The sequence below is a fragment of the Rathayibacter sp. VKM Ac-2929 genome, from assembly GCF_022815495.1.
Classification (GTDB): Bacteria; Actinomycetota; Actinomycetes; order Actinomycetales; family Microbacteriaceae; genus Rathayibacter; species Rathayibacter festucae.
Map to the genome: position 1 here is coordinate 404917 of NZ_JALGRV010000001.1, position 26498 is coordinate 431414.

Below are 26498 nucleotides of genomic sequence, written 5' to 3' on the forward strand. Positions count from 1 at the left end.
CCTGGAGGACCCCGTGACCACGCCCGACACCACCCCCGCCTCGGACTACACCGTCGCCGTCCTCGGCCTCGGCGCCATGGGTCTGCCGATGGCCACCCGCCTGGCCGGCTCGCTGACCGTGCACGGCTTCGACATCGCCGAGCCGCGCCTCGCGCTGGCCCGCGAGGCCGGCATCACCCCCTTCGGCTCGGCCCGCGAGGCGGTGGCCGGCGCCGACGCGACGCTGCTCGCCGTCCGCAACGGCGCCCAGCTGCGCGAGGTGCTCTTCGGCGGCGCCGACTCCGAGGGGATCGCGACCGCGCTGCGCGCCGGCTCCGTCGTGATCATGACCAGCACGGTCGGCATCACCGAGGTGACCGACGTGGCGGCGGCGCTCGCCGAGCACGGGGTCGACCTGGTCGACGCCCCGCTCAGCGGCGGGCCGGTGCGCGCGGGGGAGGGCGACCTCCTGATCGTCGTCGGCGCGACCCCCGCCGCCCGCGAGCAGGCGCGCCCCGTGCTCGACCTGCTCGCCTCGACCCTCAGCGTCATCGGCGACCGCCCCGGCGACGGCCAGGCCTTCAAGACCGTCAACCAGCTGCTCTGCGGCGTGCACATCGCCGCCGGGGCGGAAGCCCTCGCGCTGGCCGCGAAGCTCGGCCTCGACCCGGCGGCCACGCTCGAGACGCTCTCCGCCGGCGCGGCCGGCTCGTTCATGCTCGGCAACCGCGGGCCGCGGATGCTGCAGGCCGGCGACGAGGGCGGGGCCGAGGTGCTGAGCCGGCTCGACATCTTCGTCAAGGACCTCGGCATCGTCACCACGGCCGCGCGCGGCGCGGGGCTCGCCACCCCGGTCGCCGCGGCGGCCGAGCAGCTCTTCCTGCTCGGTGCGGCTCAGGGACTCGCGGCGGCGGACGACTCGGCGATCATCTCGGTGCTCGCGCCGCCCGCCTGATCGGGCGCGGGCCGGAGCGCTCAGCCTCAGCGGCTCAGAGCAGCGCCCACGTCTCGCGGAGGCGGTCGCGCCACCAGGCCAGCCGCTCCGGCGAGACCGCGTGGCGCAGCAGCAGCGCCTCCGACACCTCGACCCGCTCGACCGGGATCGCGCCGTCGACGGGCCGCAGCGGCCGCTCGGTCACGTCGGCGGCGAGCAGCGAGGCCGTGCCGAGCCCGCAGTCGTAGGGCAGCTCGGGCAGCGCCGCGGCGAGCGCCGCTCCCATCGCCAGCCCGACCGAGCTGTCGAGGGCGCTGGAGACCACCGCGGGCAGCCCCGCCTCGGCGACGATGTCGAGAGCCCGCCGCACGCCGCCGAGCGGCTGGGCCTTGACCACGAGCAGGTCGGCGGCGCCGGCGCGGGCGACGGCGAGCGGATCCGCGGCCTTGCGCACGCTCTCGTCGGCGGCGACGGGGATGCCCATCCACTTCACCCGGCGGCGCAGATCGGCGAGCTCGTCGACGCTCGCGCACGGCTGCTCGACGTACTCGAGGTCGGCGGAGGCCAGCGCGTGCACCGCGTGCTCCGCCTCGTCGACGTTCCAGCCGCCGTTCGCGTCCACGCGGATGCGCCCCTCCGGACCGAGCACCCGGCGCACCTCGGCGACCCGCGCCACGTCGTCGGCCAGGGTCTGCCCGCGCTCCGCGACCTTCACCTTGGCGGTGCGGCAGCCGTGGTAGCTCGCGAGGATCGCGGCGACCTCGCCGGCGTCCACCGCGGGCACGGTCGCGTTCACCGGGATGCGGTCGCGCAGCGGCGCGGGCTGCTCGTTCCAGCCGTAGTCGAGGGCGGCGCGCAGCCAGGCGGCCGACTCCGCGGGCCCGTACTCGAGGAACGGCGAGAACTCGGTCCAGCCCTCCGGCCCGCGGACCAGGGCGATCTCGCGGTGGTCGACCCCGCGGAAGCGCGTTCGCAGCGGCAGCGCGACGACGCGGAGTCCGGCGTCGACCTCCTCGAGGGTGGGAAGGGAGGCGAGAGGGAGGGGAGCGGGCACGACATCGTCCATCCCGCCATCATCCTCCGCCGGGGGAGCGGGCCGGGACGGGCGGCGCTCAGCCCGCGTCGTCGAAGACCGCGGGCAGTCCGCCCTCGCCGCCCGCGCTGCTGAGCACGTGGCCGGTCGCGGCGTCGATCGTGTAGACCAGGTGGTCGAGTGTCAGCGGAACCATCGTGTACGGCGCCGGGATGTCGCCTGTGTAGCCGACGAGCCAGAGTCCGTCGGCGGGGGAGAGCCCGGGCGGTGCGGCGATCTCCTCGCCCGCGGCTCGCAGTGAGCCGCTCTCGCCGTAGACGGACTCGGCGCTGACCCGGACGGCGCGCTCACTGCCCGCGTCGACGCCGGGACCCTCGAGCGGGCGCACCACGGCGATGGCGGCCTCCGCGGAGTCGATCGGCGTGCCCGCCGGAGCGGGGGGTGCGTCGGCGGCCGGCGTGCTCCAGATCTCGACCCCCTCGGCGATCGGCACTCCCGCGGACGTCTCGGCACTCGGACCTGACCCGGTCGCGGCGCCCGCCTGCGGAGTCGTCTCCTCGACGGTGACCGTCTGCACCGTGGCCTCCGCCTCCCGAGCGCCTCCCGCTCCCGCGACCGACGCCAGCGCCGTCATCGCTCCCACGGCGATCACGCCGACCACCACTCCGAAGCCCGCTTCGATCCGGTTCACGACGCCTCCCACCGCGGTCGGTCGTCTCCGGCGCGCGGGGCCAGAGTGGCACACCGAGCGCCGCCTGCCCAGGGGGCATCGGCGCGACGGCGGGCCGCCCGCCCCGTGCGAGACTGGCGTCGACGACGCTCGACCCCGGAGGGACGCGATGAGCCAGGTACCCGTGAGCCCGCCCCCGATGCGCCCCGCCACCCCGCCCGGCCTCCCCGGAGCGCCCCGGCCGCTCGGCACCGGCGGCTGGATCGCCCTGGGCGCGAGCATCGTCGTCGGCGTCGTCTACACCGGCGTGCTCGGCACGCTGCTCGCTCTCGGCATCGGCACCGCGATCGACGCGACCGCCGACGCCCTGCCGACCGCGGCGCCCGGCTTCACCGACGAGCCGTTCGGCGAGGCGACCGAGGGCCCGGACGCCGGCGACCCGGCCGACCCGCTCTACGACTACCCCGGCTATCAGGACGGCGACGCCGCCTTCGTGCTCGCGCAGCCGTCGGCCGAGGCCGCGATCGCGCAGTCCGAGGCGGCCGTCGCGGCGATCGAGTCGACCGTCCTCGACGGCTGGACCTCGGCCGACGACGAGTACTACGAGCGCTCGGAGAACGGCTACGGCGGCCCGTCGCTCCTCTACGACTACATCTCGGCCACGAGCTACGCCGACGCCGACCTCGGCTCCGACGCCGCCAAGCAGGCGGTCGTCGACGTGTTCACCGCCGCGGTCGCGCCGCTCGGCTTCGACGCCGTCGACGTCGCCGACACCCCGGCCGAGTGGTCCGAGGTGGGCTACGAGTACGAGGGCGATCTGAGCGACGAGGAGGCGGGCGCCGCGCTCTGGGTCGTCACCGCCTACTCCACGGTGGAGGACGTGCCCGCGATCGAGATCGGCCTCGTCGATCTCGGCGCCGACAGCACCGGAGAGGTCGAGCGGATGCTCGACGACGTCGGGCTGACGCCGCCGGACAGCGGCGCGTTCCTCGCGGGCTACGCCAACGCGATCCTCGAGGAGGGCGACCGCGCCGAGTTCAAGGAGCGGATGCAGGCCTACGGCGGAGTCGCCGCCACCTGAGCCTCCGGTACCGGCAACCCGGTGACCTCGCAAGCCCGAGCCGACGACCCGCGCGCCGCCTAGCGTGAGGGCATGGCCCAACCCCGAGCGACCAGACCCCTGCGCGACTACGCGGCGATCGGCGACGGTCGCACCGTCGCGCTGATCGCGAGCGACGGGAGCGTCGACTGGCTGCCCGTCCCCGACCTCGGCTCGACCCCCGCCTTCGCCGCGCTGATCGACGCGAGGACCGGCGGCTGCATCGAGCTGTCCCCGGAGGAGCCCGCGGAGACGACCCGCCGCTACCTGGGCGACACGAACGTGCTCGAGACCACGTTCACCACCGAGTCCGGCACCGTGACGGTGACCGACGCGCTGGTGACGGGCATCGCCGGGCGCCTGCCGTGGGCTGAGCTGGCGCGCCGGGTCGAGTGCACCGACGGCGAGGTCCGGATGCGCTGGGTCGTCCGCCCCGGGACCGGCCTCGGCACCTTCTCCCCGTGGATCCAGAACGCGGACGGCCGCTCGCTGATCCGGGCCGGCGACATCACGATCGGCGTCACCGGGAAGGACCACGGACCGGTCGACGAGTCTGCGCCCTCCGGCGCGGGCGACGAGCTCGCCGGCGGCTTCGTCGCGACCGCGGGCGGCGAGCGGCACGTCCTGGTCGTCTCGGCGACGCACGACGAGCCCCTGCACTTCCCGGTCGCGGTGAACGTCGACCGCGGGATCGACCGCACGCTCGCCAGCTGGCAGTCCTGGTCCGACGAGTTCTCCTACGACGGACCCTGGGCCGGAGCGGTGCAGCGCAGCGCGCTCGCGCTGAAGCTGCTGATCTACTCGCCCACCGGCGCGATCGCGGCCGCCGCCACCACCTCGCTCCCGGAGTCGCCCAACGGCGGCAAGAACTGGGACTACCGCTTCGCCTGGGTGCGCGACGCCGCGTACACGGCGCACGCGCTGGTGCGCTTCGGCCTGCGGGAGGAGACGCATGCGGCGCTCTCCTGGCTCCTGCGCACGATCAAGGAGCACGGCCCCGACCTGCACATCTTCTACGGCCTCGACGGCTCGCTGCCGACCGAGCAGACCGAGTACGACGTCCCCGGCTACGCGGGCATCGGCCCGGTCCTCGCCGGCAACGGCGCGCAGAGCCAGCTGCAGCTCGGCGTCTTCGGCGACCTCTTCGACATCTGCCGCATCTACGTCGACGAGGGCAACGTCCTCGACATCGAGACCGGCCGGCTGCTCGCGCGGATCGCGGACACCACCTGCGACCTCTGGCGCAACCGCGACGCCGGGATGTGGGAGCTCGAGGAGGAGCAGCACTACACCTCCTCGAAGATGGGCTGCTGGCAGGCGCTCGACGCCGCCGTGCACCTCGCCGAGCTCGGGCAGGTGGCGGGCAGCCCGGACCGCTGGCGCTTCGAGCGCGATCGCATCCGCGACTGGATCGAGGAGAACTGCTGGTCCGAGGAGCTCGGCTCCTACGTGATGTACCCGGGCACCGAGGAGCTGGACGCCTCCGTCCTGCTGCACGCACCGAGCGGCTACGAGCGCGGCGAGCGGATGGTCTCGACGATCGACGCGCTGGTGAAGGAGCTGGGCCGCGGCGCCCTGCTGTTCCGCTACTCCGGCATGGAGGCGGAGGAGCACCCGTTCGTCGCCTGCTCGTTCTGGCTCGCCGGTGCGCTCGCCTGCGTCGGCCGGCACGACGAGGCGATCGCGCTGATGGACGAGCTGGTCGAGACGGTGCCGAACGACGTCGGCATCATGTCCGAGATGGTGGCCGTCGACGACCTCGCCTTCTGGGGCAACCTGCCGCAGGGGCTCAGTCATCTCGCGCTGATCAACGCCGCGATCACGATCGAGGAGCTGGCGCCGGAGAAGGTCGGCGACCGCTGACGGCGGCGTCCGGGCCGCCGACGATCGGCGCGGCGCACCGCTAGACCCGGCGACGGGTTCGCGCAACCCGGTTGAGGGGCTCCCGCCGCGGCGCGTAGACCGGACTCATCACCCGGACCGTCCTGCGCGGCGTGCCCGGGAACGGCAGGAAGGAAGACCAGATGGACCTCGGCATCTCCGGGCGCACCGCCCTCGTCACCGGCGGTGACTCCGGCATCGGCTGGCACACCGCCCAGCTCCTGCTCGCGGAGGGCGTCACCGTCGTCCTGAGCGACAAGGACCAGGGGAAGCTCGACGAGGCGGCCGCCCGCCTCGGCGCGGCGGACGGGACGCTGCACGCCTTCGCCGCCGACGTCACCAGCGTCTCCGAGCTCGCCGCCCTGCACGAGCGGACGGCCGAGGCCGTCGGCGAGATCGACATCCTCGTGCAGTGCGCGGGCGTCACCGGCGCCCAGGGCCTCTTCCACGAGATCGACGACGAGGGCTGGACCAGCACGCTCGAGACCGACCTGCTCGGCCCCGTCCGCCTCGTCCGCGAGTTCCTGCCCGACCTGCGCTCCGGAGGCTGGGGCCGCCTCGTGCTCACCGCCTCCGAGGACGCGGTGCAGCCCTACGACGACGAGCTGCCCTACTGCGCGGCGAAGGCGGGCGTGCTGGCGCTCGCCAAGGGGCTCTCCCGCTCCTACGCCCTCGAGGGCCTGCTCGTGAACGCGGTGTCGCCGGCCTTCATCCACACGCCGATGACCGACGCGATGATGGACAAGCGCGCCGACGAGAACGGCACCTCGAAGGAGGAGGCGATCTCGTCCTTCCTCGACGAGGAGCGGCCCTACATGGAGCTGAAGCGACGGGGCCGGCCCGAGGAGGTCGGCGCGGTCATCGCGTTCCTCTGCTCGGAGCGCGCCTCGTTCGTGAACGGCTCGAACTACCGGGTCGACTCGGGCTCGGTCGCGACGATCTAGCCCCGGGCCCCCGGCCCCCGCAGTCCCGGCGCCGTCCAGGTCGCGCACCCCGCGCGTCCGGGCGACGTCCAGCCGAAAGAGTCACAATCGAAGTCGGGTTTTCCGCATCCCGGCACTGTCAGAGAAAGGAACGGTCCATGACCACCACCCTCGAACGCCACGTCGAAGCCCCCGCGGGCTCCGGAGCGAAGACCAGCCGCCGCCAGAACGCCGAGAAGGGCTTCAAGGCCTCCAAGGAGCTGCTCGACAGCCTCCAGATCGTCCTCGTCGACCTGATCGAGCTGCACGTCCAGGGCAAGCAGGCGCACTGGAACGTCGTCGGCAAGAACTTCCGCGATCTCCACCTCCAGCTCGACGAGATCATCGAGGCCGCGCGCGAGTTCAGCGACGACATCGCCGAGCGCATGCGCGCGCTGCACGGCATTCCGGACGGCCGCAGCGACACCGTCGCGGCGACCACGACGCTCCCGGAGTACCCGCACGGCGAGATCGACACCGCCGAGACCGTCGACCTCATCACCGTCCGCCTCGAGAACACCGCCGCCACCATGCGCGAGGTGCACGACCAGGTGGACGACGAGGACCCGACGAGCGCCGACCTCCTGCACGCGATCATCCAGAGCCTCGAGCAGTACGCCTGGATGGTGTCGGCCGAGAACCGCACCACCTCCGCCGCGAAGTAGCACCACCGCACCACCCGTCGAGGGACCCCGCCTGCGCGGGGTCCCTCTTCGCGTCCCCGGGGTCCGCGCCGACGGAGGAGCCCGCGGAGCGGGCGCACTCTCTACCGATCGAGCAGCCCGCGCAGCGGGCGCACTTCATGCTGATCGAGCAGCCCGCGCAGCGGGCGCATCGAGATCCCCGCCATCCGCAGTCCTGGTGCCGTGGGTCTCGATACGCCCTGCGGGCTACTCGACCAGCATGCAGAGGCGGAGCAGTCCGTTCTCATGCTGATCGAGTAGCCCGCCCAGCGGGCGTATCGAGATCCGCGTCGTCCGCAGTGCCGGTGCCGTAGGTCTCGCTACGCCCCGCGGGCACCTCGACCGGCACGGTGCAGCGGCCCCGATCCCGCCCCCAGCCCCCGACAGTAGGGTCGAGGCCATGAGCACGCAGGTTTCCGAGCTGTTCGACGCGCGCCGCTGGGCGCCGGTCGACGGGTTCGACGGTCTCGAGGACATCACCTACCACCACGACCGGTCCGGCCGCATCGCCCGGGTCGCGTTCGACCGGCCGGAGGTGCGCAACGCCTTCCGCCCGCGCACGGTCGACGAGCTGTTCCGCGCCCTCGAGGACGCGCGGACGAACCCGCGCATCGGCGTCGTCGTCCTGACCGGCAACGGCCCCAGCCCGCGCGACGGCGGCTGGGCGTTCTGCTCGGGCGGCGACCAGCGCATCCGCGGCCGCGACGGCTACCGCTACTCGGACGGCGAGACCGCCGAGGGCATCGACTCGGCGCGCAACGGCCGCCTGCACATCCTCGAGGTGCAGCGGCTGATCCGCTTCATGCCCAAGGTCGTCATCGCCGCCGTCCCCGGCTGGGCGGCCGGCGGCGGGCACTCGCTGCACGTGGTCTGCGACCTGACGATCGCCTCCAAGGAGCACGGCCGCTTCAAGCAGACCGACGCCGACGTCGGCTCGTTCGACGCCGGCTACGGCTCCGCCTACTTCGCCCGCCAGATCGGCCAGAAGAACGCCCGCGAGGTGTTCTTCCTCGCCCGCGAGTACTCCGCGCAGCGCGCCTACGAGATGGGTGCCGTGAACGCGGTCGTCCCGCACGCCGAGCTCGAGGCGACCGCCCTCGAGTGGGCCGAGACGATCCTGACCAAGTCGCCCACCGCGATCCGGATGCTGAAGTACGCCTTCAACGCGGTCGACGACGGCCTCGTCGGCCAGCAGCTCTTCGCCGGCGAGACCACCCGCCTCGCCTACGGCACCGACGAGGCCGTCGAGGGGCGCGACTCCTTCCTCGAGAAGCGGGCGCCCGACTGGTCGCCCTTCCCGTGGCAGTTCTGACGATGGCGGCTGGGGCCGGGGCGGCGCGATCCGGGGCGGCGCGGCGATGACCCGCCCGCTCGCCTCCGTCGATCCGGCGCCGGAGAAGGTGCTCATCGCCCTCCGCGCGGCGCTCGACGGCAGCGGTCCCGCGGTGCGGATCGCCGCTCCGGGAGTGGAGGCGGACCCGGAGGCGGACGCGTCCGTCCCGCAGCGCGTCGCCGTGGTCGTCGAGACCTCCGGTTCGTCCGGCCCGCCCAAGCGCGTCGCGCTCGCCACCTCGGCGCTGCTGACCAGCGCCTCCGCCACCCTCGCCGAGCTCGGCGGTCCCGGCCGCTGGCTGCTCTGCCTGCCGACGCACTACGTGGCGGGAGTGCAGGTGCTGGTCCGCTCGCTGACCGCCGACGCCGACCCGGTCGTGCTGCCGGCCGGCGGCTTCGACGCCGCCGCCTTCCTCGCCCTCGCCCGGACGATGCCCGCGGGGGAGCGGCGCTACTCGTCGCTGGTCCCCGTGCAGCTCGCCCGGCTGCTCGACCTCGCGGAGAGCGTGCCCGCCGAGGCCGCGGTCCTCGCCTCCTTCGACGCGCTGCTGATCGGCGGCCAGTCGACCCCGCAGACGCTGCGCGACCGGGCCGCCGCGCTCGGCGTGCGGATCCGGCTCACCTACGGCTCGAGCGAGACCGCCGGCGGCTGCGTCTACGACGGCCTCCCGCTGCGAGACGTGCGGATCCGCGTCGTCGACGGCCAGGTCCTCCTCGGCGGCCCGACCCTCGCGGAGGGCTACCTCGACGCGGACGGCGGACTCGACGCGGAGCGCAGCGCCGCCGCCTTCGTCTCGCTCGACGGCGAGCGCTGGTACCGCACCGGTGACGCCGGCGTCATCGAGGACGGCCGCCTGAGTGTCACCGGCCGCCTCGACCGGGTGATCGTCTCGGGCGGGGAGAAGGTCTCGCTGGATGCGGTCGAGCGAGTGCTGCGCGACGGGCTCCTGCCCGACGCGGTCGTGGTGCGCCGCTCGGACGCGCAGTGGGGCGAGGTGCCGGTCGTCGCGACGACCGCGCCGGACGCCGACCTGGCGCGGGTGCGCTCCGAGGTGGTCGAGCGGCTCGGCCGTGCGGCCGGCCCGGCGGCGGTCCTCGCCATCGCGGAGATCCCGCTGCTCGCTTCGGGGAAGCCCGACCGCCGCACCCTCGAGAGCCTCGCGGCGGAGGGAGCGGTCTGAGGACAGGCCCGGACGGGGGCGGAGAACGACGCGTCGCCCGGCGGCCGACGGCCCGGGACGGGCAGGGACCACTCGGTAGGATTCCCTCCGTGTCGAGTTCGAGTCGCAAGAAGAAGCCGTCGGCGAAGCCCCGGAGCGGTCGCCCCGGCGGCGACCCCCGCCGCGTCGTCGTGCAGCCCGCCGGCCCGCGCGAGTGGATCGCCGGAGCCCGGCTGCGGACCCTCCCGCTCGCGATCGCCCCCGTCCTGATCGGCACCGGAGCGACGCAGGTCACCGACGAGGGCTGGCACTGGGTGCGCGCCCTGCTCTGCCTCGTCGTCTCGCTCGCCCTGCAGATCGGCGTGAACTACGCCAACGACTACTCCGACGGCATCCGCGGCACGGACGCGAACCGCGTCGGCCCCTCGCGGCTCACCGGATCGGGTGCCGCGAAGCCCCGCGCGGTGCTCACGGTCGCGCTGGTCTTCTTCGGGATCGCGGGCGTCGCGGGCCTCGTGCTGACCTTCCTGTCCGGCTTCTGGTGGTTCCTGATCATCGGCGCCGCCGCGATCGCCGCCGCCTGGTTCTACACCGGCGGCCGGCGCCCCTACGGCTACCTCGGCCTCGGCGAGCTCTTCGTCTTCGTGTTCTTCGGACTCGTCGCCACCGTCGGCACCACGTTCGTGCAGATCGGCCGCGCGAACCAGGAGTCCTGGCTCGGCGCCGTCGCCGCGGGCCTGTTCGCCTGCGCCGTGCTGATGGTCAACAACATCCGCGACATCCCGACGGACCGCCTCTCCGGCAAGCGGACCCTCGCGGTCGTCGTCGGCCCGACCATCGCGCGGGCGATGTACAGCGCCTTCGTGCTGGTGCCGTTCGGGATCGCGGTCGTGCTGGCGCTGTTCTACCCGCTCGCCTGGCTGACGCTCTTCGTCCTGCTGGCGGTCCTGCCGGCCATCCTCATCACCCTGACCGCGCGCACGGCGAAGGAGCTCATCCTCGCCCTGCAGCTGACCAGCCTGAGCGGCCTCGCCTACGCCGCGATCCTCGGCGCGGCCCTCGCCTTCTGACCGCGTGGTGCGCGTCCCGCGCGGCTCATGCCGGTGTGGTGCGCCTCCCGAGCGCCTCATGCCGGTGTGGTGCGCCTCATGCTGGTCGAGTAGCCCCGCAGGGGCGTATCGAGACCCACCGTCACCGAGCGGCGGGGCGAGCAGGCCGATCGCGCGGCGGGGTCAGGCGCCCGGGCGGCCGTCGCGGGCCGCGTCGACCGCGGCGTCCTCGATGTCGTCGTCGGTGGGCGTGCGCGGGACGTCCTTGCGGCGGTCGTAGATGGCCTCGGCGATCCGCTCGCGGGGCTTGCGCAGCACGATGTAGGAGAGCGACATGCTCGCGATGGCGGCGACGAAGCCGGCGGTCACCGCCGCCGTCAGCTCGGAGTCGACGAAGGAGCGCGCCGGCAGGTACACCAGCACGAAGACGCCGGCGAACATGGCCAGACGCAGGAGCGAGTAGACGACGACCGCGCGGCTCAGTTTCACCGGACAAGTGTACGTCGGCCCCTGCATGCGCGTCCGTGAGCACCCCGGGAGCTCCCTGTCCAGCATCCGTGCGCCCGGATCCTTCGAGGAACCCGGACGTACACTGGACACCATGATCCGCCTGTTCATCGGCCTGCTCGTGGCCCTCGCCGTCTTCACGGTCTACACCGTGATCGACGTCGCCCTGAGCAATCGCCACTCGGTGCGCGCGATCCCCAAGTGGTCGTGGGTCCTCGTGGTCCTCCTGCTGCCGATCATCGGCGCGGGCCTCTGGTTCTGGATCGGCCGCCCTCGCAAGCAGCGCTCCGAGGGCCGCCGTTTCACGGCTCCGGACGACGACCCCGACTTCCTCGGCACCCTCCGCCGCGAGCGCGATCCGGAGAAGGAGCGCGAGCAGGCCGAGCGCATCGCCCAGCTCGAGCGCGACCTCGCCGATCTCGACGACTCCGGCGAGTCGGACGGCACCGGCCGTCGGGATGCCTGACGCGGCTCCGGTCGCCCCCTCCACCCGTTTCGCGGTCGACCTCCTCACCCGATTTGTCGCGCTCGGCGTCCGCGACGTCGTCGTCTCACCCGGCTCCCGCTCCCAGGCGCTCGCGCTCGTCGCGGCCGAGCTCGAGACCCGCGGCCGCATCCGGCTGCACGTCCGGATCGACGAGCGCTCCGCCGGCTTCCTCGCCCTCGGCCTCGCACTCGAGACCGGTTCGCCCGCCGTCCTGATCACGACCTCCGGTACCGCGACCGCCAACCTGCACCCCGCCGTGCTCGAGGCCGACGCGTCGGACGTGCCGTTGATCGTGCTCACGGCCGACCGCCCCGGCGAGCTGCGCGGCATCCGCTCCAATCAGACCACCGACCAGGTCGAGCTGTTCGGCCGCGCCGTCCGCCTCTTCGAGGACGTCGCCGCCCCCGACGCGCAGACGCCGGCGGAGTCGGCCTGCGCCCTCGCCGACCGCGCGCACGCCGCGGCATCCCGCCCGGGCGGCCCCGTGCACCTCAACCTGGCCTTCCGCGACCCGCTGTCCTCGCGCCTGCCCGCCTTCGACGTGCCCGAGCCCGGATCCGCCGCACCGGCCCCGGACGAGGCCGCGGTCGCCCCGGAGACGATCGCCGCCGGCCCGCTCGAGCCCCTCACCGTCGTCATCGCCGGCGACAAGGCCGGGGCCGAGGCCGAGGCGCTCGCCCGCGCCGGCGACTGGCCACTGCTCGCCGAGGTCTCCTCCGGGGCTCGCTTCGGTCCGCAGCTCGTCGTCGCCTGGCGACGCCTCCTCGCCGAGCCCGGGTTCGGCGGCCGCGTCCGCCGGGCGATCGTCCTCGGCCACCCGACCCTCTCCCGCGAGGTCCCGGAGCTGCTGCGCCGCGAGGACGTCGAGGTGATCGTCGTGGACCGCGGTCGCCGCGAGTTCTACAACCCCGGCCGCCGTGCGCGCAGCGTCCGCGCCCTCGCCGTCGTCCGTCCCGAGGACTCGCCGCGGCCCGAGCGGTCGGAGCGCGCCTGGGCCGGCTCCTGGGTGTCGGCGAGCCGCGCGCTCGTGGCCGACGCCGACCCCGACGCGATCCCCGAGGCGCCCGACGGCGGCTCGATGTCGATCGAGGACCGCCGGGGCTACGCTCGGAACGCCCTGACAGCGATCCGCGCGCCGCTCACCCGCGAGTTCGTCGTCGCCGCGGTCTGGCGCGTCACCTGGCCGCACGACCGCCTGCTCTTCGGTGCCTCCCGCCTCATCCGCGTCGCGGACGGCTCGCTGCCCGGCAAGCGGATCACCGTGCACTCCAACCGCGGGCTCGCCGGCATCGACGGCACGGTCTCGACCGCTCTCGGCATCGCCGTCGCCTCGCAGTCCGCCGATGCGGGCTCGGGCGGCGCCACCCGCGTCGTCCTCGGCGACCTCACGCTCCTGCACGAGGCGGGCGGACTGCTGCTCGCCCCGGGCGAGCGCCGGCCCCGGGTGCAGCTGGTCGTGGTGAACGACGGCGGCGGCACCATATTCGACGGCCTCGAGGTCGCCACCAGCTCGGCGCCCGACGCCTTCGACCGCGTGCAGTTCACGCCGCAGACCGTCGACATCGCGTCCCTGGCGACGGCCTACGGCTGGTCGCACCGCCTCGTCGCCACCCGCGGCGAGCTGGAGCAGGCGCTCACCTCGCCGGGCGAGGGACCGGGCATCGTCGAGATCGTGCTCGAGCGCTGATCTCCCGCCCCGGCGGCCGCGGCCGTCAGCTCAGGGCGTCGAGGATCGGCCGGAACTTCATGCCCGTCTCCGCGAGCTCGGTGGCGGGGTCGCTGTCCGCGACGATGCCCGCACCGGCCCACGCGGTGACCGCGCCGTCGGGGGTGACCTGCGCGCTGCGCAGCCCCACGGCCCACTCGCCGTCGCCGTTGCCGTCGATCCAGCCCACCGGACCGGCGTAGCGGCCGCGGTCGAACGGCTCGAGCTCCTCCAGCAGGGCGAGCGCCCGGTCGGTCGGCGTGCCGGCGACGGCGGCGGTCGGGTGCAGGGCGTCGACGAGGTCGAGCGCGGTCGAGGCGTCGTCGAGCGTCCCGCGGACGTCGGTCGCGAGGTGCCACAGGTTCGGCAGCTTCAGAGCGAAGGGCTCCGGAGTGGTCGTGAGCGCACCGGTGTGCGGCCGGAGCTCGCGCAGCAGGCTGGCGATGGCGAACGCGTGCTCGGAGCGGTCCTTCGGGCTCGCGAGGAGGGCGCGCACGATCGCGGCGTCCTCCTCCGCGTCGCCGCCGCGCGCGCTGGTGCCGGCGAGGACGCGCGCGGTGACCGCGCCCTGGTCGACCCCCACGAGCGTCTCGGGACTCGCGCCGAGGAAGCCGTCGACCGCGAAGGTCCAGCAGTCCGGGTAGCCGTTCGCGAGATCGCGGAGCAGCCGACGGCGGTCGGCGTCCCGGGGGAGCCGTCCCTGCAGGTCCCGGGCGAGGACGACCTTCTCGAGGGCGCCCGAGCGGATCGAGCCGACGGCCGACGCGACCGCGGCTCGATACGCGTCCGGCGTCATCGCGCCGGGGAGGAGGGGGAGGCGGAACTCGTCGCCGAAGGGCAGCGGAGCGCGGACCGCCGTCGAGCCGGCCGTCTCGTCGGCCGTCCGGATGCGGGTCACCCACGACCGCCCGCCCCGCGAGCCGATGACCACGCGAGGGACGATCAGGACGCTCGTCGCGCTCGACCGGCTGGAGAAGGCGAAGGCCCCGAAGGCCACCAGTCCCGTGCCCGGGGCGCCGAGCGGATTCGCGACGACGGCCGCAGCCGACAGTTCGCGCCACGCGGCGGAGGCCTCGCGGATGCGATCCGGGCCGGAGAACTCCAGCCGCAGCGCCTCGCCGAGCCCGGCCAGTCCTGCGCCGCCGCGCTGCCAGAGCAGCGGCTGCCGCGGATCGACGCGGGTGATCAGCTCGTGCGGACCGTCGAGCGGTGTCGTCTCGGCGTGGAGGGGAGGAGCTCCGGCCCCGGTCGATGTCACTGCTCCACAGTACGCCCGCGTCGGAAAGCGAGACGTTGTGCGCCGGGACCACCCTCGCCCGGGGGTCCGCTGCTACGGTTTCCTCGTCCGGGGCCGCCGCAGCTAGGCGGAGCAAGGCGGCCCCGGCACCTCCGCCCCGTCCCGCTCCCTCCGCGCGGCTCCGCCGGTCCGGCGCCGGTCGCCTGAGCGGATGTGCAAGGGCAGTGGATGCACAGCCGCCACTCCGCTCCTCGCCCTAGACTCGTTGATCGTGACAAAGGCAGACCTCACCAAGCGGCCCGACGAGGTCGCTGCCATGTTCGACACGGTGGCGCCCGCCTACGACCTGACGAACACCGTCCTGTCCGTCGGCAACGACCACCTCTGGCGGATCGCCACGACCCGCGCCGTCAACCCGGCACCGGGCGAGCGGATCCTCGACGTCGCGGCCGGCACCGGCACCTCGAGCGCCTCGCTGGCGCGCTCCGGAGCGCAGGTCGTCGCCGCGGACTTCTCCCGCGGGATGATCTCGGTCGGCCGCCGCCGGCACGCCGAGAACGAGCTCATCGAGTTCGTCCTCGCCGACGCGATGAAGCTCCCCTTCGAGGACGACTCCTTCGACGCCGTCACCATCTCCTTCGGCCTGCGCAACGTCTCCGAGCCGCGGACGGCGCTCGCCGAGTTCTTCCGCGTCGTCAAGCCCGGCGGCCGCGTCGTGATCTGCGAGTTCTCGACCCCGCCGCTCAAGCCGCTCGCCGTCGCCTACGACTTCTACCTGACGAAGGTCATGCCCGTGATCGTCGGCCTCGCCTCCTCCAACGACCCGGCCTACGACTACCTCGGCGACTCCATCCGCGCCTGGCCCGAGCAGAAGGTCGTCGCGGGCTGGCTCCGTGCCGCCGGCTTCGAGCGCGTCGCCTACCGCGACCTCACCGCCGGGATCGTGGCCCTGCACCGCGGGATCAAGCCGATCGCGGTGACCTGATGCGCGCCCAGGGGCCTGCCGGGCCGAGACGTTAGGGTTTGAGTGTGAACGCCAGTGCGCCCGTCGCCCGCCGCAGTCCGTCTCTGACGGCGCAGCTCGGCCTCTCCGAGCGCATCTTCTCGACCGCTCCGGACCGCGCTCTCGCGCGCGCGATCGACGACGGGCTCGAGCGGGTCGAGGCCGGCATGGTCCAGCAGCTGTCCTTCGCGGACGCGGTCGCCGACGTCTCGACGCGCTACCTGCTCGAGGCCGGCGGCAAACGGGTGCGGCCGATGCTCACCCTGCTCACCGCGCAGCTCGGCCGGGGCAACACCCCCGAGGTGCTCAGCGCCGCGCAGGCCATCGAGATCACGCACCTCGGCTCGCTCTACCACGACGACGTCATGGACGAGGCGGAGAAGCGCCGAGGCGTTCCTTCGGCGCAGACCGTCTGGGGCAACAACGTCGCCATCCTCACCGGCGACCTGCTCTTCGCCCGGGCGAACCAGCTGATGACCGAGCTCGGTGAGCGCGCGATCCGGCTGCAGACCGACACCTTCGAGCGCCTCGTGCTCGGCCAGCTGCACGAGACCGTCGGCCCGAGCGCCGGCGAGGACCCGGTCGAGCACTACCTCGGCGTCCTGGCCGACAAGACCGGCTCGCTGATCGCCGCCGCCGCCCGCACCGGCGTCGTCTTCTCGGAGGCGCCCGCGCCCTTCGAGGAGGCGGTGCGCGTCTTCGGCGAGAAGATCGGCGTCGCCTTCCAGATCGTCGACGACGTGATCGACCTCTCGCCGCAGCCGGAGGAGACCGGCAAGAACCCGGGCACCGACATCCGCGCCGGCGTCTCGACGCTGCCGATCCTGCGCCTGCGGGAGCGCGCCGCGACCGACCGCGACGCGGCCGTGCTGCTCGCCCGGATCGAGAGCTACGTCAGCCGCACGAACGACGCGATCGCGCACACCGACGAGCAGAGCGCCGACATCTCCGACGCCATCGCGCAGCTGCGCGACCACCCCGTGACGGCGCAGACCCTCGCCGAGGCCCACGCCTGGGCCGATGAGGCCGTCGACGCCCTCGCCCCGCTGCCCGACGGGCCGGTCCGCAAGGCGCTCACGCGCTTCGCCGACACGGTCGTCGACCGCAACGGCTGACCGAATCGTCGCGGCGCGCATTCGAGCGCCGCAGGAATGAGTCCGGAGACGCGCCTCGGCGCCCCGGCAGGAGGAATGCAATGACCAAGCTCAGGCTGGCCATCGTCGGCGCGGGTCCCGCGGGCATCTACGCCGCCGACCTCATGATCAAGGCCGAGAAGAAGTACGACGTCTCGATCGATCTGTTCGAGCACCTGCCGGCGCCCTACGGACTCGTCCGCTACGGCGTCGCCCCCGACCACCCGCGGATCAAGGGCATCATCACGGCGCTCCGCGAGGTGCTCGACCGCGGCGACATCCGCATCTTCGGCAACGTGCACTTCGGCACCGACATCACGCTCGAGGACCTCAAGCGGCACTACAACGCCGTCATCTTCTCGACCGGCGCGATCCGCGACGCTCCGCTCGACGTCCCCGGCGTCGAGCTGGAGGGCTCCTACGGCGCCGCCGACTTCGTCAGCTGGTTCGACGGGCACCCCGACGTGCCGCGCACCTGGCCGCTCGAGGCCTCGTCCGTCGCCGTGATCGGCAACGGCAACGTCGCGCTCGACGTCTCGCGGATGCTCGCGAAGCACGCCGAGGACCTCCTGCCCACCGAGGTGCCGCCGAACGTCTACGACGCGCTGGCCGCCTCGCCCGTCACCGACGTGCACGTCTTCGGCCGCCGCGGACCGGCGCAGGTCAAGTTCACCCCGCTCGAGCTGCGCGAGCTCGGCGAGCTGCGCGACGTCGACATGGTCGTCGCCGACGAGGACTTCGTGCTCGACGCCGCCTCGCAGGCCGCCATCGAGACGAACAAGCAGGTCATGGTGATCAACCGGGTGCTGAACCAGTGGCGCACCCGTGAGGTCGGCTCCGCCTCGCGCCGCCTGCACCTGCACTTCTGGGCCAAGCCGCTCGAGCTCGTCGACGACGGCACCGGCCGCGTCTCGGCCATCCGCTACGAGCGCACCGAGCCCGACGGCGAGGGCGGCACGCGCGGCACCGGCGAGATCCGCGAGATCGCGGTCCAGGCCGTCTACCGCGCCGTCGGCTACTTCGGCTCCCCGCTGGACGGCCTGCCGTTCGACGAGATGCGCGGCGTCATTCCGAACCGCGAGGGCCAGGTGCTGGACGACGACGACGAGCCGGTGCACGGCGTGTACGCCACCGGCTGGATCAAGCGCGGACCGGTCGGCCTGATCGGGCACACCAAGTCGGACGCGATGGAGACCGTCGGGCACGTGCTCAACGATCAGGCGTCCTGGTGGACCCCGGCGCACCCCGAGGAGTCGGCGGTCGTCGCCCTGCTCGAGGAGCGCGGCGTCGCCTACACCGACCTCGACGGCTGGCACCGCCTCGACGAGCACGAGCAGGCGCTCGGCGCTCCGCAGGGCCGCGTCCGCGTCAAGGTCGTCCCGCGCGAGGACATGATCTCGATCTCGCGCGGCGAGACCGTCTCGAGCTGAGGCGCGTCCGTCGGAAGGGCCCTCGGAGCGATCCGGGGGCCCTTCGGCGTCTCCCGGATGTCGGAGGGCTCCCCTAGGATTCGGGCACCGCTGACGGACGGAGACCGCATGACCCCCTCGACCCTCGGAGAGGCGGGGCCGCGCGACGCGGGTCCGCACGACGTCATCCGGGTGCGCGGCGCCCGGCAGAACAACCTGCGCGGCGTCGACGTCGACATCCCGAAGCGCCGGATCACGGTGTTCACCGGCGTCTCGGGCTCCGGCAAGTCCTCGCTGGTCTTCGGGACGATCGCGGCCGAGTCGCAGCGGCTGATCAACGAGACCTACTCGGCGTTCCTGCAGCAGTTCATGGGCTCGCCGGCCCGGCCGGACGTCGAGTCTCTCGACGGGCTGTCGGCGACGATCGTCGTCGATCAGGAGCGGATGGGCGCGAACGGCCGCTCCACCGTCGGCACCGCGACCGACGCCTACACGATGCTCCGCATCCTGTTCAGCCGGATCGGCGATCCGCACGTCGGCACCAGCGGGGCGTTCTCGTTCAACCTGCCCGAGGGCATGTGCCCGCGCTGCGAGGGCACTGGCCGCGTCTCCGACATCGACCTCGACGCGCTGCTCGACCGCTCGAAGTCGCTCGGGGGCGGAGCGCTCGACGCGATCCCGAACTTCGTCGTCGGCGGCTGGTACTGGAAGAGCCTCGCCGAATCGGGGCTCTATCCCGCCGACGTGCCGATCGCCGATTTCACTCCTCAGCAGCTCGACGACTTCCTGTACAAGCCGGCCGTCAAGATGCCGATCGCCGGCATCAACATGACCTACGAGGGTCTCGTGGTCAAGGTGACCCGCCTGTACCTCGCGAAGGAGGCGGCTCAGCCGCACATCCGGGCCTTCGCCGAGCGGGTGGCCGCCTTCGGCCCCTGCTCGGAGTGCGGGGGAGCGCGGCTCACCCGCGCGGCCCTGGGTTCGCTGATCGCGGGCCGGAACATCGCCGAGTGCTCGTCGATGCAGGCGACCGATCTCGCGGAGTGGCTGCGCGGGGTGCGCGACCCCTCCGTCGCCCCGATCGTCGAGGCGCTGCTGGGCACGCTGGACGCGCTGGTGCAGGTCGGGCTCGGCTACCTCTCGCTCGACCGCGAGTCCGGGACGCTCTCCGGCGGCGAGGCGCAGCGGGTGAAGATGGTGCGGCACCTGGGGTCGAGCCTCACCGACATCACCTACGTCTTCGACGAGCCCACCGCCGGACTGCACCCGCACGACGTCTCGCGGGTGATCGAGCTGCTGCGGCGGCTCCGCGACAAGGGCAACACGGTGCTCGTCGTCGAGCACAAGCCGGAGATCATCGCCGTGGCCGACCACGTCATCGACCTCGGGCCGCGAGCCGGCTCGCACGGCGGCGAGATCCGCTTCGAGGGCTCGGTCGAGGCGCTGCGCGACTCCGACACCCTCACCGGGCGCCACCTCGACCACCGGGTGCCGCTCAAGAGCGAGGTGCGGCGGCCCACGGGCGTCGCCGAGATCCGCGGCGCGTCCACGCACAACCTGCGCGGCGTCGACGTCGACGTGCCGCTCGGGGTGCTCACCGTCGTCACCGGCGTCGCCGGGTCGGGCAAGTCCTCGCTGATCCACGGCTCTCTGGCGAAGCGGCCGGGGGTGATCGTCGCCGACCAGTCGCCGATCCGCGGCTCGCGGCGCAGCAACCCCGCCACCTACACCGGCGTGCTCGATGCGATCCGCACCGCCTTCGCGAAGGAGAACGGCGTCAAGGCGGCCCTGTTCAGTGCGAACTCCGCGGGCGCCTGCCCGGTCTGCAAGGGCGCGGGGCTGATCTTCACGGAGCTCGGCCCGGCCGCGACCGTCTCGTCGATCTGCGAGGAGTGCGAGGGCAAGCGGTTCACCGCGGAGGTGCTCGACTACCGGCTGCGCGGGAAGAACATCCACGAGGTGCTCTCGATGCCCATCGTCGAGGCGGCCGAGTTCTTCGGATCCGGGCCGGCGCACACGATCCTGGCCCGGCTCATGGACGTGGGGCTCGGCTACCTCACCCTCGGGCAGCCGCTGAACACGCTGTCCGGCGGCGAGCGGCAGCGGCTGAAGCTCGCGATCAACATGGCCTCGAAGGGCTCGGTCTACATCCTCGACGAGCCGACGACCGGCCTGCACCTGGCCGACGTCGACAACCTGCTCGGCCTGCTCGACCGCCTCGTCGACTCCGGCTCCTCGGTGATCGTGATCGAGCACCACCAGGCGCTGATGGCGCACGCCGACTGGATCATCGACGTCGGCCCCGGGGCGGGGCACGACGGCGGGTCGATCGTCTTCGAGGGGACGCCGGCCGACCTCGTCGCCGGTGCGCAGACCCGTACCGGCGACGCACTGCGGGCGTACACGGCCTGACCGCGAAACGGTCGTCCTGAGGCGAGGGGACGTCTGTGCTGATCGAGCAGCCCGCGAAGCGGGCGTCTCGAGCGGAGGGGGCGCCTCCGGCGCCGGGGCAGGGCGGGGAGGAGACCGACGTCCTCGCGGTGGCGGGTCTCGATACGCCCCTGCGGGGCTACTCGACCAGCATGAAACGCAGGGTGGTCGAGTAGCCGCGGAGCGGCGTATCGAGACTCGCGCTCGTCGAGGGCTGCTCCGTCAGCGCGGAGTGCAGGGTGGTCGAGTAGCCGCGGAGCGGCGTATCGAGACTCGCGCTCGTCGAGGGCTGCTCGGTCAGCGCGAGAACGGGCCGCTCAGGGCCGCCCACTGCAGCAGCATGATCGTCTTCGCGTCGATGATCTGGACGCCGATCTGCGCGAGGGCCTCGTCGAAGGACAGCTCGACGAGCTCGGTGTCCTCACCCTCGTCCGCGAGCCCGGCGTAGACGCCGTCGCTCGAGCCGGCGCGGTAGGGACCGGCGTAGAAGTGCAGCATCTCGGTGATCGACCCGGGGCTCATGAACGCGTCGAAGACGTGCTCGAGCCGGCCGACCTCGAGGCCGGTCTCCTCGGACGCCTCGCGGCGCGCGCCCTCCTCCGGACCGTCCTCGTCGAGCAGACCCGCCGGCACCTCGAGCAGCATGCCGTCGAGGTTGCCGTTGACGTAGGTGGGGTAGCGGAACTGCCGCACCAGCACGACGGAGCGCGCCTCGAGGTCGTAGAGCAGCACGGCCGCGCCGTTGCCGCGGTCGTAGGTCTCGCGGTGCTCGGTGGTCCAGCGGCCGTCGCGGTGCCGGTACTCGAACTCGGTGGTGCGCAGGACGTACCAGTGGCTGGAGAGGAGGGTCACCGACTTGACGACCACGTCGGGGTTGCCGGTGAGGTCGTGGCCCTCGCGGTCGAGGCCGGTGCGGCCCCGCGCGTCGGGGGCGTCGATGCCGGGGCGGGTCGGCGTGCTCTCGGAGTGCGACATCCCTCAGCGGAAGTTGACGAACTGGAGGTCGAGGTCGAGGTCGGCCCCGCGCAGCAGCGCCATCGTCGCCTGGAGGTCGTCGCGGCTCTTCGACGAGACGCGCAGCTCGTCGCCCTGGATCTGCGACTTGACCGACTTGGGCGCCTCGTCGCGGATCAGCTTGTTGATCTTCTTCGCCTGCTCCTGGTCGATGCCGTCCTTGAGCGTCGACTCGATCCGGTACTCCTTGCCCGAGGCGAAGGGCTCGCCGGAGTCGAGGCTCTTGAGGCTGATGCCGCGCTTGATCAGCTTGGTCTGGAAGACGTCGAGGATGGCGTTCGCCCGCTCCTCGGTGTTCGCCTTGATCAGGATCTTCTCGCCGCTCCACGCGATCGAGGCGCCGACGTTCTTGAAGTCGTAGCGCTGCTCGACCTCCTTGTGGGCCTGGTTGAGGGCGTTGTCCGCCTCCATCTTGTCGACCTTGCTGACGACGTCGAACGTTGAATCTGCCATGCCTTCGAGCTTAGCTTTCGCGCCCCGGCGGGGCGGATCCGGAGGCGCGCCTGGTACGAAGGGACCGTGCGCCGCCTCCCCGCCCTGCTGATCCTGCCGCTCCTCGGCCTCGTGCTCGTCGGCTGCACCCGTCCCGCGGAGCCCGCGATGGAGTACGAGGACGGACTGGTGACCGTGCCGCCGGCCGCCGCCGCGCCCGCCGCAGCCGACCCGGCACTGCTCGAGGATCCGGACGAGACGGCGGCGACGCCCGTCCGGCAGCTCACGAGCGGCGACTGGCTCGCCGGAACCGCCGAGGGCAGCGGGATCCCGGTGCGGGCGCTCACCGCCTACGCGGGCGCGGCGCTGCTGACCTCCTCCGTCGACCCCGGCTGCGGGCTCGACTGGGCGACGCTCGCCGGCATCGGCTACGTCGAGAGCCGCCACGGCACGATCTTCGGCGGCGAGCTCGGCGAGGACGGGCGCCCGACCGAGCCGATCTACGGGCCCTCGCTGGACGGCACGCGGTTCGACCGCGTCGAGGACAACGACGGCGGAGCGCTGGACGGCGACCCCGAGACGGACCGCGCGATGGGCCCGCTGCAGATCATCCCCGCCACCTGGATGCGCTGGGCCTCGAGCGGCTGGGATCCGCAGAACGTCGATCAGCAGGCGGTGACCGCCGCGCGCTACCTCTGCCAGGCGGGCGGCGACCTGACCACGCAGTCGGGCTGGCGCGACGCGATCGCGGCGTACAACCCGGCGACGAGCTACGCGGGCAAGGTCGCCGAGGCGGCGTCACGCTATGCCGCGGCGGCGGGCTGAGGCCGATTTCCGATCCGGGGAGCACGTGGGTATCCTTGTCCAGCGCCTTCGGTCGAGAGCTTGACTCCCGGTCGGGTGCGCGACGGCGAGTTACCCTAGCGGCCAAAGGGATCTGACTGTAAATCAGACGGCGTAGCCTTCGGGGGTTCGAATCCCTCACTCGCCACAGCATCGAGACCGAACGACTGCACGATCGAAGCCCCGCACCAGCCTCCCGAGGCGGCGAGCGGGGCTTCCTCCGTCTCCCGGTCCTTCGCGCGCGTGGGTCTCGATACGCGCCTGCGGCGCTGCTCGACCAGCACGAGGAGGGCCGTCCGCCGCGCGGTCGACTGCTGCTCGTCCGCCGCGGCGCCGTGCGCTCATGCTGATCGAGTAGCCCGCGCAGCGGGCGTATCGAGATCCACCCACGTCAGCAGGATGAGTCTGCAGACCCGCCCTGCTCATGACGGCGGGTCTCGATACGCGCCTGTGGCGCTGCTCGACCAGCAGGGGGAGGACCGTCCGCCGCGCGGCCGATCACTGCTCGACCGATGCAGCGCCCTGCCCGGCTGCCGATCGAGTCGCCGCGAGGAACTGCTCGAGGGAGAGCGGGGCGCGGCCCGTCAGGCGCTCGACGTCGCCGGAGACGTGCTGCATCTCGCCGGCGGCGACGGCGGTGTAGGTGCTGATCCAGGCGTCGAGCTGCCAGTCGGGGGCGTTCCAGCGGCGGCGGGAGGCGCGCGCCTCCTCGAGGGTCTCGTCGACGAAGACCGCGGGGTGGCCGGCGGCGGTGAGGACGGCCGCGATCTCGTCGAAGGTGAGGGCCTCGGGGCCGGTCAGCTCGTAGGTCGCGCCGCGGTGCTCCTCGGGGGCGCGCAGGATCGCGGCGGCGGCGCGGGCGACGTCCTCGCGGGCGACGATCGCCGCGCGGCCGGTGCCGGCCGGGCCGCGGATCGCGCCGTCGTCGCCGAGCATCGCGGGCACGAAGTCCAGATAGAGGTTGTCGCGGAGGAAGGTCCACGACATCCCGGAGGCGCGGATCGCCTCCTCCGTCGCGGCGTGGTCGCGCGCGAGCGTGAAGGTGGCGGTGGGGGAGGCGCCGGCGAAGGACGTGTAGACGACGTGCTCGACGCCCGCGGCGGCGGCGGCCGCGACCATCGAGAGGTGCTCGGCGAGCCGGTCCTCGTTCTCGGCCGCGGACACCATCAGCAGGAGCCGGACGCCGTCGAGCGCATCGCCCGGATCGGTGAAGGACGAGCGGACGGCCGTCGCCCCCGGCAGCTCGGGCGCACGCGAGGGGTCGCGGGCGAGGAGGCGGAGGGGGAGGCCGGCGTCGGCGAGCAGGCGCGCGACGCGGCCGCCCACCGCCCCGGTGGCTCCGGTCACGGCGATCGGGGGCTGAGGGGTCACGGCGGCGCTCATGCCCCCATGATCCTCCGCGGGCCCGGTCGCCGTCTGCCCCGCCTGCGTCCGTCCCCGCCGGACCGGCCGGTCCCTAGGCTGGACGCATGAGCGCCCACGCCTCCCTCCTCGCCATCGCCCGCTCGATCGCCGTCGAGGCGGCGCACCTCGCCCGGCAGCGCCGCCAGGACGGGGTCGAGATCGCCGCCTCGAAGTCGTCGCCGGAGGACGTGGTCACGGCCGCCGACCGCGAGGTCGAGCAGCTGATCCGCCGTCGGCTCGCCGAGGCGCGGCCGGACGACGGCTTCCTCGGCGAGGAGTCCGGCGCGGGCGGCGGGACGAGCGGACTCACCTGGGTCGTCGATCCGATCGACGGCACGGTCAACTACCTCTACGGCATCCCCTCCTACGCGGTCAGCATCGCCGTGGTCGAGGGCGAGCCGGAGCCGGAGACCTGGATGGCGCTCGCCGGGGCGGTCGTGAACGGCGCGACCGGCGAGGTCTACACCGCGAGCCGGGGCGGCGGGGCCGAGCGCGACGGGGTCGCGCTGCACGTCACTCCGCCCGCCTCGCTCTCGCTGGCGCTGGTCGGCACGGGCTTCGGCTACGACGCCGGGCGCCGGATGCGCCAGGGCGCGGTCGTGCAGGAGCTGCTCGGCTCGGTGCGCGACATCCGCCGCATCGGCTCGGCAGCGCTCGACCTCTGCGCGGTCGCCTCCGGGTCGCTGAACGCGTACTACGAGCGCGGTCTGAACCCGTGGGACCTCGCGGCGGGCGCCCTCGTGGCGGAGGAGGCCGGAGCGATCGTCGCCGGCTTCGACGGCCGCCCGGCGGGCAACGGGCTGCTGATCGCGGCCCCGGAGCCGGTCTTCAGCGAGCTCGAGGCTCTGCTGCGGCGGCTGCGCGCCGACGAGGTCTGATCGGGGACCGGTTCCGCGCGGAGTCGGTGCATGCGCGCGCATGATCGCGCAGGATCCGAGCGCCGAGCGCGGATCCGGCGACGAGGATCCGGCCTCTGCGCGACCCGCTCTGGCCGGATCGGGAGTCCGTGGTTATCCTTTATGAATTCGTGACATTCGCACAGGATGCGGTCGCGGACCCCCGAGAAGCGCTTCGACTCCCTGGCGGAGCGCCGCTCGTCCCCTGCCCCCGACGGAAGATCCGGATTTCGTGAGCCCCGATTCGCCCTTGCCCGCTGCCTCCGCATCGACCCCCGGCGAATCCGTCCCACCCCTCACCCGTCGCGAGCTGCGCGAGCGCGAGCGCGCCCAGGCACTGGCCGCCGACGCGCAGGACGAGGGAGTGCCGGTCGCCCCGGCCGAGCTCCGCGACGCCGAGCTGCGGGTCGCCTCCGTCCGCTCCGCGCCACCGGCGCCCGTCTCCGCACCTCGCGTCGCACCGCTCCGGCCCGTGCGCTCCAGCCGCCGGATCGGCGGTCTCGTCGCGCTCTCGTTCGTCGCCGCGATGGTCGCGGCGACCTCGCTGCCGGCCACGTCGCTCCTCACGGCCGAGGAGGTGCAGGCGCAGAACCTCGTCGTCGCGCCCGGCGGCACCGTCGACCGCGGAGCGCAGTCGTTCACCACCGGCGAGGTCAGCGCCGAGACCGTCGCCCGCGACGGCTTCGGCGTGCAGGAGCGCAAGACGCAGACGGACGTCGCCGCCATCGGCCGCACCTCCGACGCCGGCTTCACCAACGACCCCAACGCCTCGATCCAGTGGCCCTTCGCGGTCGGCGTGCCGGTGGGCGACCGCTTCGGCTACCGCAACTGCGCGGGCTGCTCGGTCAATCACGGCGGCACCGACTTCAACCCGGGCAACGGCTCGCCGATCCAGGCGATCGCCGACGGCGTGGTCCGCACCGTGATCGACGGCGAAGGCTCGCTCGGCGTGCACGTCATCGTCGACCACGAGATCGACGGCCAGCTCGTCTCGAGCGTCTACGCGCACATGCAGCACGGCAGCGCGGCGGTCAACGAGGGCGACCCGGTCAAGGTCGGCCAGCTGCTCGGCCTCGTCGGCACGACCGGCATGTCGACCGGGCCGCACCTGCACTTCGAGATCCGCCTCGACGGCGTGACCAAGGTCGACTCCTACCTCTGGCTCAAGGCGAACGCCGGGCGCTGAGCCGCCGCGGGCCCGCCCGCTCCCGTTCGA

Annotated in this window: 25 protein-coding genes and 1 tRNA gene; 18 read left to right on the forward strand and 8 right to left on the reverse strand. The window is 73.3% G+C overall.

Going from position 1 to position 26498, the window contains the following annotated elements; genetic code table 11:
* Positions 1-13: 13 nt before the first annotated feature.
* Positions 14-934 (forward strand): NAD(P)-dependent oxidoreductase, encoded by a 921-nt coding sequence (locus MT355_RS01795; RefSeq protein ID WP_308197287.1) that lies wholly within the window; start codon positions 14-16, stop codon positions 932-934.
* Positions 935-968: 34 nt separating this feature from the next.
* On the opposite strand, the gene MT355_RS01800 is transcribed toward MT355_RS01795, so the two are convergent.
* Complete coding sequence (locus MT355_RS01800; RefSeq protein ID WP_243598310.1) at positions 969-1979, reverse strand: o-succinylbenzoate synthase; 1011 nt, start codon at positions 1977-1979, stop codon at positions 969-971.
* A gap of 46 nt (positions 1980-2025) precedes the next feature.
* Complete coding sequence (locus tag MT355_RS01805; protein ID WP_243598311.1) at positions 2026-2637, reverse strand: hypothetical protein; 612 nt, start codon at positions 2635-2637, stop codon at positions 2026-2028.
* Positions 2638-2800: 163 nt separating this feature from the next.
* Here MT355_RS01805 and MT355_RS01810 point away from each other — a divergent pair, with 163 nt between their 5' ends.
* From MT355_RS01810 to MT355_RS01840, 7 genes are all read left to right on the forward strand, one after another.
* The gene (locus MT355_RS01810) at positions 2801-3697 is read left to right on the forward strand and encodes a hypothetical protein (protein ID WP_243598312.1); all 897 of its coding nucleotides are present in this window, start codon (positions 2801-2803) and stop codon (positions 3695-3697) included.
* A 72-nt stretch (positions 3698-3769) separates the two neighbouring features.
* Complete coding sequence (locus MT355_RS01815) at positions 3770-5578, forward strand: glycoside hydrolase family 15 protein (protein WP_243598313.1); 1809 nt, start codon at positions 3770-3772, stop codon at positions 5576-5578.
* Between the two features lie 161 nt (positions 5579-5739).
* On the forward strand, positions 5740-6540 hold the full coding sequence (locus tag MT355_RS01820) for an SDR family NAD(P)-dependent oxidoreductase (protein ID WP_243598314.1): 801 nt from the start codon (positions 5740-5742) through the stop codon (positions 6538-6540).
* Positions 6541-6677: 137 nt separating this feature from the next.
* Positions 6678-7223, forward strand: a complete 546-nt coding sequence (locus MT355_RS01825) for a Dps family protein (RefSeq protein ID WP_123732843.1) — start codon at positions 6678-6680, stop codon at positions 7221-7223.
* A 418-nt stretch (positions 7224-7641) separates the two neighbouring features.
* On the forward strand, positions 7642-8553 hold the full coding sequence (locus MT355_RS01830; protein WP_243598315.1) for a 1,4-dihydroxy-2-naphthoyl-CoA synthase: 912 nt from the start codon (positions 7642-7644) through the stop codon (positions 8551-8553).
* 46 nt (positions 8554-8599) lie between these two features.
* Positions 8600-9754 carry an AMP-binding protein gene (locus tag MT355_RS01835; RefSeq protein ID WP_243598316.1) on the forward strand — a complete coding sequence of 385 codons (1155 nt, stop codon included), beginning with the start codon at positions 8600-8602 and terminating at the stop codon, positions 9752-9754.
* 89 nt (positions 9755-9843) lie between these two features.
* The gene (locus MT355_RS01840) at positions 9844-10803 is read left to right on the forward strand and encodes a 1,4-dihydroxy-2-naphthoate polyprenyltransferase (protein WP_372487876.1); all 960 of its coding nucleotides are present in this window, start codon (positions 9844-9846) and stop codon (positions 10801-10803) included.
* Between the two features lie 162 nt (positions 10804-10965).
* Here MT355_RS01840 and MT355_RS01845 read toward each other — a convergent pair whose 3' ends face one another.
* Positions 10966-11271, reverse strand: coding sequence for a DUF4229 domain-containing protein (locus MT355_RS01845; protein ID WP_243598317.1), 306 nt, complete (start codon positions 11269-11271; stop codon positions 10966-10968).
* A gap of 112 nt (positions 11272-11383) precedes the next feature.
* Between MT355_RS01845 and MT355_RS01850 the strand changes: the two genes are divergently transcribed.
* Complete coding sequence (locus MT355_RS01850; protein WP_123447864.1) at positions 11384-11755, forward strand: PLD nuclease N-terminal domain-containing protein; 372 nt, start codon at positions 11384-11386, stop codon at positions 11753-11755.
* Complete coding sequence (gene menD, locus MT355_RS01855) at positions 11748-13463, forward strand: 2-succinyl-5-enolpyruvyl-6-hydroxy-3-cyclohexene-1-carboxylic-acid synthase (RefSeq protein WP_243598318.1); 1716 nt, start codon at positions 11748-11750, stop codon at positions 13461-13463. The genes MT355_RS01850 and menD overlap by 8 nt, the downstream gene beginning before the upstream one ends.
* Before the next feature lie 25 nt (positions 13464-13488).
* Here menD and MT355_RS01860 read toward each other — a convergent pair whose 3' ends face one another.
* Entirely contained in the window at positions 13489-14739 is a 1251-nt protein-coding gene (locus MT355_RS01860; RefSeq protein ID WP_243598319.1) for an isochorismate synthase MenF, read from the reverse strand.
* Positions 14740-14989: 250 nt separating this feature from the next.
* On the opposite strand from MT355_RS01860, the gene ubiE reads away from it, so the two are divergent.
* The 4 genes from ubiE to MT355_RS01880 all read left to right on the forward strand — a co-directional run bounded on the left by ubiE (position 14990) and on the right by MT355_RS01880 (position 20675).
* Positions 14990-15703 carry a bifunctional demethylmenaquinone methyltransferase/2-methoxy-6-polyprenyl-1,4-benzoquinol methylase UbiE gene (ubiE, locus tag MT355_RS01865; RefSeq protein ID WP_243598320.1) on the forward strand — a complete coding sequence of 238 codons (714 nt, stop codon included), beginning with the start codon at positions 14990-14992 and terminating at the stop codon, positions 15701-15703.
* A 44-nt stretch (positions 15704-15747) separates the two neighbouring features.
* Positions 15748-16836 (forward strand): polyprenyl synthetase family protein, encoded by a 1089-nt coding sequence (locus MT355_RS01870; protein ID WP_243598321.1) that lies wholly within the window; start codon positions 15748-15750, stop codon positions 16834-16836.
* 80 nt (positions 16837-16916) lie between these two features.
* Positions 16917-18284, forward strand: coding sequence for an FAD-dependent oxidoreductase (locus MT355_RS01875; protein WP_243598322.1), 1368 nt, complete (start codon positions 16917-16919; stop codon positions 18282-18284).
* A 108-nt stretch (positions 18285-18392) separates the two neighbouring features.
* A complete protein-coding gene (locus MT355_RS01880) occupies positions 18393-20675 on the forward strand; it encodes an excinuclease ABC subunit UvrA (protein ID WP_243598323.1) in 2283 nt (760 codons plus the stop codon).
* A 157-nt stretch (positions 20676-20832) separates the two neighbouring features.
* On the opposite strand, the gene MT355_RS01885 is transcribed toward MT355_RS01880, so the two are convergent.
* Genes MT355_RS01885 through MT355_RS01895 form a run of 3 tightly spaced genes read right to left on the reverse strand, consistent with a single transcriptional unit; the run spans position 20833 to position 22160 of the window.
* A complete protein-coding gene (locus tag MT355_RS01885; protein ID WP_243598324.1) occupies positions 20833-21024 on the reverse strand; it encodes a hypothetical protein in 192 nt (63 codons plus the stop codon).
* On the reverse strand, positions 20991-21668 hold the full coding sequence (locus MT355_RS01890) for an NUDIX domain-containing protein (RefSeq protein ID WP_160090654.1): 678 nt from the start codon (positions 21666-21668) through the stop codon (positions 20991-20993). Before MT355_RS01890 ends, MT355_RS01885 begins: the two co-directional genes overlap by 34 nt.
* 3 nt (positions 21669-21671) lie before the next feature.
* Positions 21672-22160, reverse strand: coding sequence for a YajQ family cyclic di-GMP-binding protein (locus MT355_RS01895; protein WP_123447856.1), 489 nt, complete (start codon positions 22158-22160; stop codon positions 21672-21674).
* A gap of 66 nt (positions 22161-22226) precedes the next feature.
* Between MT355_RS01895 and MT355_RS01900 the strand changes: the two genes are divergently transcribed.
* Together MT355_RS01900 and MT355_RS01905 are read left to right on the forward strand one after the other, a co-directional pair.
* A complete protein-coding gene (locus tag MT355_RS01900) occupies positions 22227-22964 on the forward strand; it encodes a hypothetical protein (protein WP_243598325.1) in 738 nt (245 codons plus the stop codon).
* Positions 22965-23048: 84 nt separating this feature from the next.
* Positions 23049-23130: transfer RNA gene (locus MT355_RS01905), tRNA-Tyr, on the forward strand.
* Between the two features lie 350 nt (positions 23131-23480).
* Here the strand turns inward: MT355_RS01905 and MT355_RS01910 are convergent.
* Positions 23481-24365 (reverse strand): SDR family oxidoreductase, encoded by an 885-nt coding sequence (locus MT355_RS01910; protein WP_123737417.1) that lies wholly within the window; start codon positions 24363-24365, stop codon positions 23481-23483.
* An 86-nt stretch (positions 24366-24451) separates the two neighbouring features.
* Between MT355_RS01910 and MT355_RS01915 the strand changes: the two genes are divergently transcribed.
* Positions 24452-25264, forward strand: coding sequence for an inositol monophosphatase family protein (locus tag MT355_RS01915; protein ID WP_243598326.1), 813 nt, complete (start codon positions 24452-24454; stop codon positions 25262-25264).
* A gap of 268 nt (positions 25265-25532) precedes the next feature.
* Positions 25533-26468, forward strand: coding sequence for a M23 family metallopeptidase (locus MT355_RS01920; protein WP_279391991.1), 936 nt, complete (start codon positions 25533-25535; stop codon positions 26466-26468).
* Positions 26469-26498: the final 30 nt, after the last annotated feature.

What these genes read in the sequence shown, in the direction of transcription:
- MT355_RS01800 (WP_243598310.1), bottom strand. Translation starts at nt 1,979, where the DNA reads ATGGACGATGTCGTGCCCGCTCCCCTCCCTCTCGCCTCCCTTCCCACC.
- MT355_RS01815 (WP_243598313.1), top strand. Translation starts at nt 3,770, where the DNA reads ATGGCCCAACCCCGAGCGACCAGACCCCTGCGCGACTACGCGGCGATC.
- MT355_RS01820 (WP_243598314.1), top strand. Translation starts at nt 5,740, where the DNA reads ATGGACCTCGGCATCTCCGGGCGCACCGCCCTCGTCACCGGCGGTGAC.
- MT355_RS01825 (WP_123732843.1), top strand. Translation starts at nt 6,678, where the DNA reads ATGACCACCACCCTCGAACGCCACGTCGAAGCCCCCGCGGGCTCCGGA.
- MT355_RS01830 (WP_243598315.1), top strand. Translation starts at nt 7,642, where the DNA reads ATGAGCACGCAGGTTTCCGAGCTGTTCGACGCGCGCCGCTGGGCGCCG.
- MT355_RS01835 (WP_243598316.1), top strand. Translation starts at nt 8,600, where the DNA reads ATGACCCGCCCGCTCGCCTCCGTCGATCCGGCGCCGGAGAAGGTGCTC.
- MT355_RS01850 (WP_123447864.1), top strand. Translation starts at nt 11,384, where the DNA reads ATGATCCGCCTGTTCATCGGCCTGCTCGTGGCCCTCGCCGTCTTCACG.
- menD (WP_243598318.1), top strand. Translation starts at nt 11,748, where the DNA reads ATGCCTGACGCGGCTCCGGTCGCCCCCTCCACCCGTTTCGCGGTCGAC.
- MT355_RS01875 (WP_243598322.1), top strand. Translation starts at nt 16,917, where the DNA reads ATGACCAAGCTCAGGCTGGCCATCGTCGGCGCGGGTCCCGCGGGCATC.
- MT355_RS01880 (WP_243598323.1), top strand. Translation starts at nt 18,393, where the DNA reads ATGACCCCCTCGACCCTCGGAGAGGCGGGGCCGCGCGACGCGGGTCCG.
- MT355_RS01890 (WP_160090654.1), bottom strand. Translation starts at nt 21,668, where the DNA reads ATGTCGCACTCCGAGAGCACGCCGACCCGCCCCGGCATCGACGCCCCC.
- MT355_RS01895 (WP_123447856.1), bottom strand. Translation starts at nt 22,160, where the DNA reads ATGGCAGATTCAACGTTCGACGTCGTCAGCAAGGTCGACAAGATGGAG.
- MT355_RS01910 (WP_123737417.1), bottom strand. Translation starts at nt 24,365, where the DNA reads ATGAGCGCCGCCGTGACCCCTCAGCCCCCGATCGCCGTGACCGGAGCC.
- MT355_RS01915 (WP_243598326.1), top strand. Translation starts at nt 24,452, where the DNA reads ATGAGCGCCCACGCCTCCCTCCTCGCCATCGCCCGCTCGATCGCCGTC.